We start from the raw sequence: 4755 nt of genomic DNA, 5'->3' as shown, positions 1-4755 counted from the left end.
ATGTACCTCATGGCGATCACCGCCGCGACGCACTCCATCCACTTGTCGAGCGCGTACTTAGTGCCGGACAAGCTGACGATCAACGCGATCGTCGAGGCGGCGAAGCGCGGCGTGAAGGTGCGCATTATCACGCCCGGCAAGCGCATCGACACCCACACGGTGCGCGAGGCATCGCGCGCGTGCTGGGGCGACCTGCTCGCGGCGGGCGTTGAGATGTACGAGTATGAGCCGACGATGTTCCACTGCAAGGTGATTGTCGTCGACGAGTATCTGGTGTCGGTCGGCTCGACGAACTTCGACAGCCGCTCGTTCAAGCTCAACGACGAAGCGAACCTGAACATCTACGACCGGGATTTCGCGCGCCAGCAGACGGCGATTTTCGATCGCGACGTCGCCCAGGCAAAACGCATTTCGCTCGACGACTGGCGCCGCCGTCCGCTCCTCGAAAAGCTGCTGGACCGCGCTGTCGCCCTACTCGATCCGCAACTTTGACGTTTGTGTCGCCCGAGCGACCGCTGCGGACTATGACTCGCCGACGAGGCCAGCGGGCGAATGACCGCTCTACTGCCGAACACGACGCTAGGGCCGTGATGCGATCACCGGCCCCAACGGGTCGCGTGCTGACCGTCGTGCCAAGCAATATCTGAGCGCTGTCACTCGGCCGAACCAAAGTTGCCGATAGCGCTAACGGGCTAATATGGCGCTGATAACGTCAACTATTAATTCCGCCCGCGTGCCCTGCTTGACGCTGTCCATTCGAAGTAATCGTCGTACCCGCTTGAGGCGCTGAAGGCGACGTCGACGAAGCCCTTCGCACATAGGGATGGTTGTGCGCGGCGGCCATTGCGCAAACGGCGGCCTCGAGGGACTTCGAATTGGCGGGGAATCGGTGCTGCGCGCGATGCCGCGCTGCCGACGAACATCATCAGTGGCGTTCAGACTTGATGCATGTCTGGGCTTGGTCATCCGATCGACATGGAGCGGGCCGTGATTTGCCGCAAGCTGAGGGTTCATGTACTCGTATTCTGCGTCACGGGCGCATTGTTGGGCAGCGTCGGGGCCTCGGCAGATGAAGTTAAGGTGATGATTTCGGGCGCGTTTGCGTCAGCCTATCGCGCACTGGCTCCACAATTCGAGCAGGCGGCCGGCGAGACGCTGGTCACTGTCTGGGGGCCTGCGGTGGGCACAGCCGCGAATGCCATCCCTGTGCGACTCGCCGCGCGGCGAATGGGCAGACGTGCTGATCGTGGTCGGCTATGCACTCGACGATCAGGTCAACGCTGGCAAGGTCGTGTCTGGCAGCAAGATGGACTTCGCACGCTCGGCAATTGGCATCGCGGCTCGCGAGGGGGCGCCGAAGCCGGATATCAGATCGGTTGAGGCACTGCGGCGCACGCTGCTCGCCGCGAAGTCGATCGTCTATCCGGACGACGCCAATGGAGTCTATATCGGCAGCGAACCATTTCGGCGTCTCGGTATCCAGGAGCAGGTGGACAACAAGAGCCGCATGATCCCATCCGAGCGGGTCGCCAATGTCGTCGCGAACGGCGAGGCGGAGATCGGATTTCAGCAGATCGTCGAATTGTTGCCGGTGGACGGGCTGACGGTGGTCGGCAATCTGCCCGCGGAGGTCCAAAGGTACACGGTGTTTTCCGGGGGCATCTCTGCCAATGCCAAAAATCCAGCGGGCGCAGCGGCCCTGATCCGTTTTCTGTCATCGCCGGACGCGGCCCCAGCGATTGAGGGGACCGGGCTCGAACCGCTAACGCCGAAGACGTCGAACTGAGTGTAGCTGTGAGCCCTCCGCGCCGTCGAGCCAGGCGACGGCCGGATCTTCCGAGAACGGCCAGGAACGGTCCTTCCCAATCGGGTCGCGAGCGTCCGCTTGCTCGCGGCGAGCGGACCTTCAAGGCGCGGCGACTGACGACCCGTCGCTGACTCATTCCTGGGCCCACAAGGTGTGGCGCGTCCTCGAGCACTTGAGCCTTCGGTTCGAAACCATGTTCGTGATTGTGGACCACGGGGTACCGAATGTAGTTCAACGTGATTCAAAGGAAGGTTCGATTTCATCGAACAAGGTCGGGTGCACGTGTATTTCCAAATCGCATCGCCCAGAAACGGCGGGTGTCCCGACGCCAAGCGGATTCGGGGGTCAACTGTTTTGTGTATCGCATGGTCTACGATAGATCAAGGCGATGAGTGCGTTCCCGTCTGACTAACTGGTTCCTGAAGAGAAACTCCGTGGCCGCAAAGCGGAAGCGTTGCGCGGCACGGAGTGAACAAAGTCTTTGGGCTTTCTTGACCTCAGAGGTGTTCCATGCTTCAAGACAGCGACGTCGCAACTCGGATCCCAGCGCAGGACCTCGCTCGCGCAAGAACTTTCTACTCGAGCAGGCTCGGCCTTGAGCCGGTGGAAGAACGGGCTGGTGGCCTCCGCTACAAATGCGGCAGGGGCTACTTCACACTCTTTCAGTCGTCTGCGTCGGCCTCAGGGACTCATACACAAATGGCCTGGGAGGTCGATGACATCGAGGCAACCGTTAGTGAGCTGCGACAGCGTGGAGTCGCGTTCGAAGAATACGATCTTCCCGGCCTCAAAACGATAAACGGGATCGCTGATATACAAGGGAATTACCCGTCCAAGGGTGGGGTAGGCGAAAGAGCTGCTTGGTTCCGAGATAGCGAGGGCAACCTCCTCGGCATTGGGCAACCGCTTAAGTGAGCAGGCCGACGCCATGCCTCAAAGCGCCGCTTAGCGTCAAAGCAGGCCATCGGTGCAAGGGAATCGACTATTGTCGATTTCTTGACTCCCCGCTCGTCGTGCGTATGGGCGGTCGTGTTGCGATGCGCTGCCGACCGGCACCTATAGTCCGTATGGGAAAAGGAGATTGCGAATGACTTACGTCGATGGATTTGTTGTCCCCGTGCCTACAGCCAACCGCGAAGTTTACAGACAGTTCGCCGAAAGAGCGGCGGCCGTCTTCAAGGAGCACGGCGCCTTGAAGGTGGTCGAATGCTGGGGAGATGACGTGCCGGAGGGCAAGGTGACGTCGTTTCCAATGGCGATCAAGCGCAAGGATGATGAGACGGTGGTGTTCTCCTGGGTTGTCTGGCCGTCGCATCAGTCGCGAGACGAAGGAATGAAAGCGGTAATGACCGACCCGCGGCTGCAACCAGATAAAAATCCGATACCTTTTGACGGCCAGCGGCTAATCTATGGCGGTTTCGAAGTGATTGTCGACGCGTGATGGCAGAAAAACATGGCGCCGGTTCGCGTTGAGACGCGAACCGGCGCCGCGGCCTGGCATTGAACATCCGCGATGCAACGCGTGAATCTCCTGTCGGACTTACGCTACTCAGGCAAGCTGTGAAGTCAGGTATCTGGTTAGCAGCTGACGGTCGCGCGTGACGCATAAGTGACTCCAACGGGTCGACAGCGGTTCGCGGTAGTCGGCGGTAACGCTCTTGGGTATCCAGATTGACCATTTCGCGGATCCGGGACCCTCTTCATCCTGCAATGCGCCTAAAACTGGCGTAGTAATCGTCGGTGTAATGGCAGTCGCCGGTCTGCCTGCGAGGTCCACCGCACACGATCCGGCGCTGCCCGCGATCCGTCGAGCCCAAGGTGCGAACAACCAGTTGCCCCCGCGAAACCGCTGTTGACTTTGTAGGACAGTTCGGGTCGGCTGCGCGACGCCGCACTCCCTTCCCGCTACGGTTTGACTGCAGACGGCAGGGTGTTCCCTGACTCAGGTATGCTGGGAGCTTTGGGACAGCTTTCGTTCAAGGGGAGAACATGCGGCGCGTCGTATTCAACCAGAAAGGTGGCGTGGGCAAATCGACCATCGTCTGCAACCTGGCGGCAATCAGCGCCAGCGAAGGTCTGCGCACTTTGGTTATTGACTTGGATGCCCAGGCGAATTCCAGCCAATACCTGCTCGGCTCGCAGGCCAGCGATGCCCATCCCACCGTCGCCGGCTTCTTTGAAACAGCGCTCACGTTCAGCTTCAGGCCCGTCGAAGTCACGTCTTTCATTCATCCGACGCCGTTTGAGAATCTGGACGTTATGCCCGCTCACCCTGACCTGGACGCGTTGCATGGCAAGCTGGAATCCCGCTACAAGATCTACAAGTTGCGTGACGCGCTCAACGAACTTGACACCTATGACGCGATTTATATCGACACTCCGCCGGCGTTGAACTTCTACACCCGCTCCGCGCTGATCGCCGTCGAGCGTTGTCTGATTCCGTTTGACTGTGATGACTTTTCCCGGCGCGCGCTTTACACGTTGCTGGAAAACGTGAAGGAGATCCAGCAGGACCACAACGTCGCGCTAAAGGTAGAGGGGATTGTCATCAATCAGTTCCAGCCTCGTGCAAGCCTGCCTCAAAAGCTGGTCGATGAACTCATCAGCGAAGGCTTGCCAGTGCTGGCTTCGCGGCTGTCTTCGTCCGTGAAGATCCGCGAATCGCATCAGCAGGCGACCCCCGTCATTCACCTTGATCCGGGACACAAACTTTCACAGGAGTATCGGGCCTTGCATCGGGAGCTGGCCCGATAGCGGGAACCCGGAGACGGCCGCCCTCGGCAAATGCGGTCACTCCGCACCCGCTATTAGATGGTCGACACCCATTAGCGGGCCGGTGTCAAGTGAGCAATCCACATCCCCGGCTGCACCAGCAGCCGTTTCCCAGTTCTCCGAATGCAGCGGCCAACCGCGCCCGTTTCTTCATTTGCTGGCTGCGGCGGAACGCG

4 protein-coding genes and 2 pseudogenes are annotated in these 4755 nt (G+C 60.0%); 5 read left to right on the top strand and 1 reads right to left on the bottom strand.

Annotation, left to right across the window (positions count from 1 at the left end; all coding sequences use genetic code 11):
- The 4 genes and pseudogenes from C0Z16_RS36740 to C0Z16_RS36725 all read left to right on the top strand — a co-directional run.
- Positions 1 to 492: phospholipase D-like domain-containing protein (locus C0Z16_RS36740; protein ID WP_244201521.1), on the top strand; the 492-nt coding region annotated here is incomplete at its 5' end.
- Between the two features lie 452 nt (positions 493 to 944).
- Positions 945 to 1786 (top strand): annotated as a pseudogene (locus C0Z16_RS36735) (substrate-binding domain-containing protein).
- Between the two features lie 531 nt (positions 1787 to 2317).
- Complete coding sequence (locus tag C0Z16_RS36730; protein WP_102636819.1) at positions 2318 to 2722, top strand: VOC family protein; 405 nt, start codon at positions 2318 to 2320, stop codon at positions 2720 to 2722.
- 172 nt (positions 2723 to 2894) lie between these two features.
- Complete coding sequence (locus tag C0Z16_RS36725) at positions 2895 to 3248, top strand: DUF1428 domain-containing protein (protein ID WP_102636818.1); 354 nt, start codon at positions 2895 to 2897, stop codon at positions 3246 to 3248.
- Between the two features lie 259 nt (positions 3249 to 3507).
- Here C0Z16_RS36725 and C0Z16_RS36720 read toward each other — a convergent pair.
- Positions 3508 to 3633, bottom strand: a pseudogene (locus C0Z16_RS36720) (ribonuclease domain-containing protein); the annotation flags it as partial.
- A gap of 163 nt (positions 3634 to 3796) precedes the next feature.
- Between C0Z16_RS36720 and C0Z16_RS36715 the strand changes: the two are divergent.
- The gene (locus C0Z16_RS36715; RefSeq protein ID WP_102636817.1) at positions 3797 to 4561 is read left to right on the top strand and encodes a ParA family protein; all 765 of its coding nucleotides are present in this window, start codon (positions 3797 to 3799) and stop codon (positions 4559 to 4561) included.
- Positions 4562 to 4755 lie beyond the last annotated feature (194 nt).

The organism is Paraburkholderia rhynchosiae, assembly GCF_002879865.1.
Lineage (GTDB): Bacteria > Pseudomonadota > Gammaproteobacteria > Burkholderiales > Burkholderiaceae > Paraburkholderia > Paraburkholderia rhynchosiae.
The sequence above is the reverse complement of the archived record's forward strand: the minus strand, read 5'-3'. Positions and strand labels throughout refer to the sequence as shown.

What these genes read in the sequence shown, in the direction of transcription:
- C0Z16_RS36730 (WP_102636819.1), top strand. Translation starts at nt 2,318, where the DNA reads ATGCTTCAAGACAGCGACGTCGCAACTCGGATCCCAGCGCAGGACCTC.
- C0Z16_RS36725 (WP_102636818.1), top strand. Translation starts at nt 2,895, where the DNA reads ATGACTTACGTCGATGGATTTGTTGTCCCCGTGCCTACAGCCAACCGC.
- C0Z16_RS36715 (WP_102636817.1), top strand. Translation starts at nt 3,797, where the DNA reads ATGCGGCGCGTCGTATTCAACCAGAAAGGTGGCGTGGGCAAATCGACC.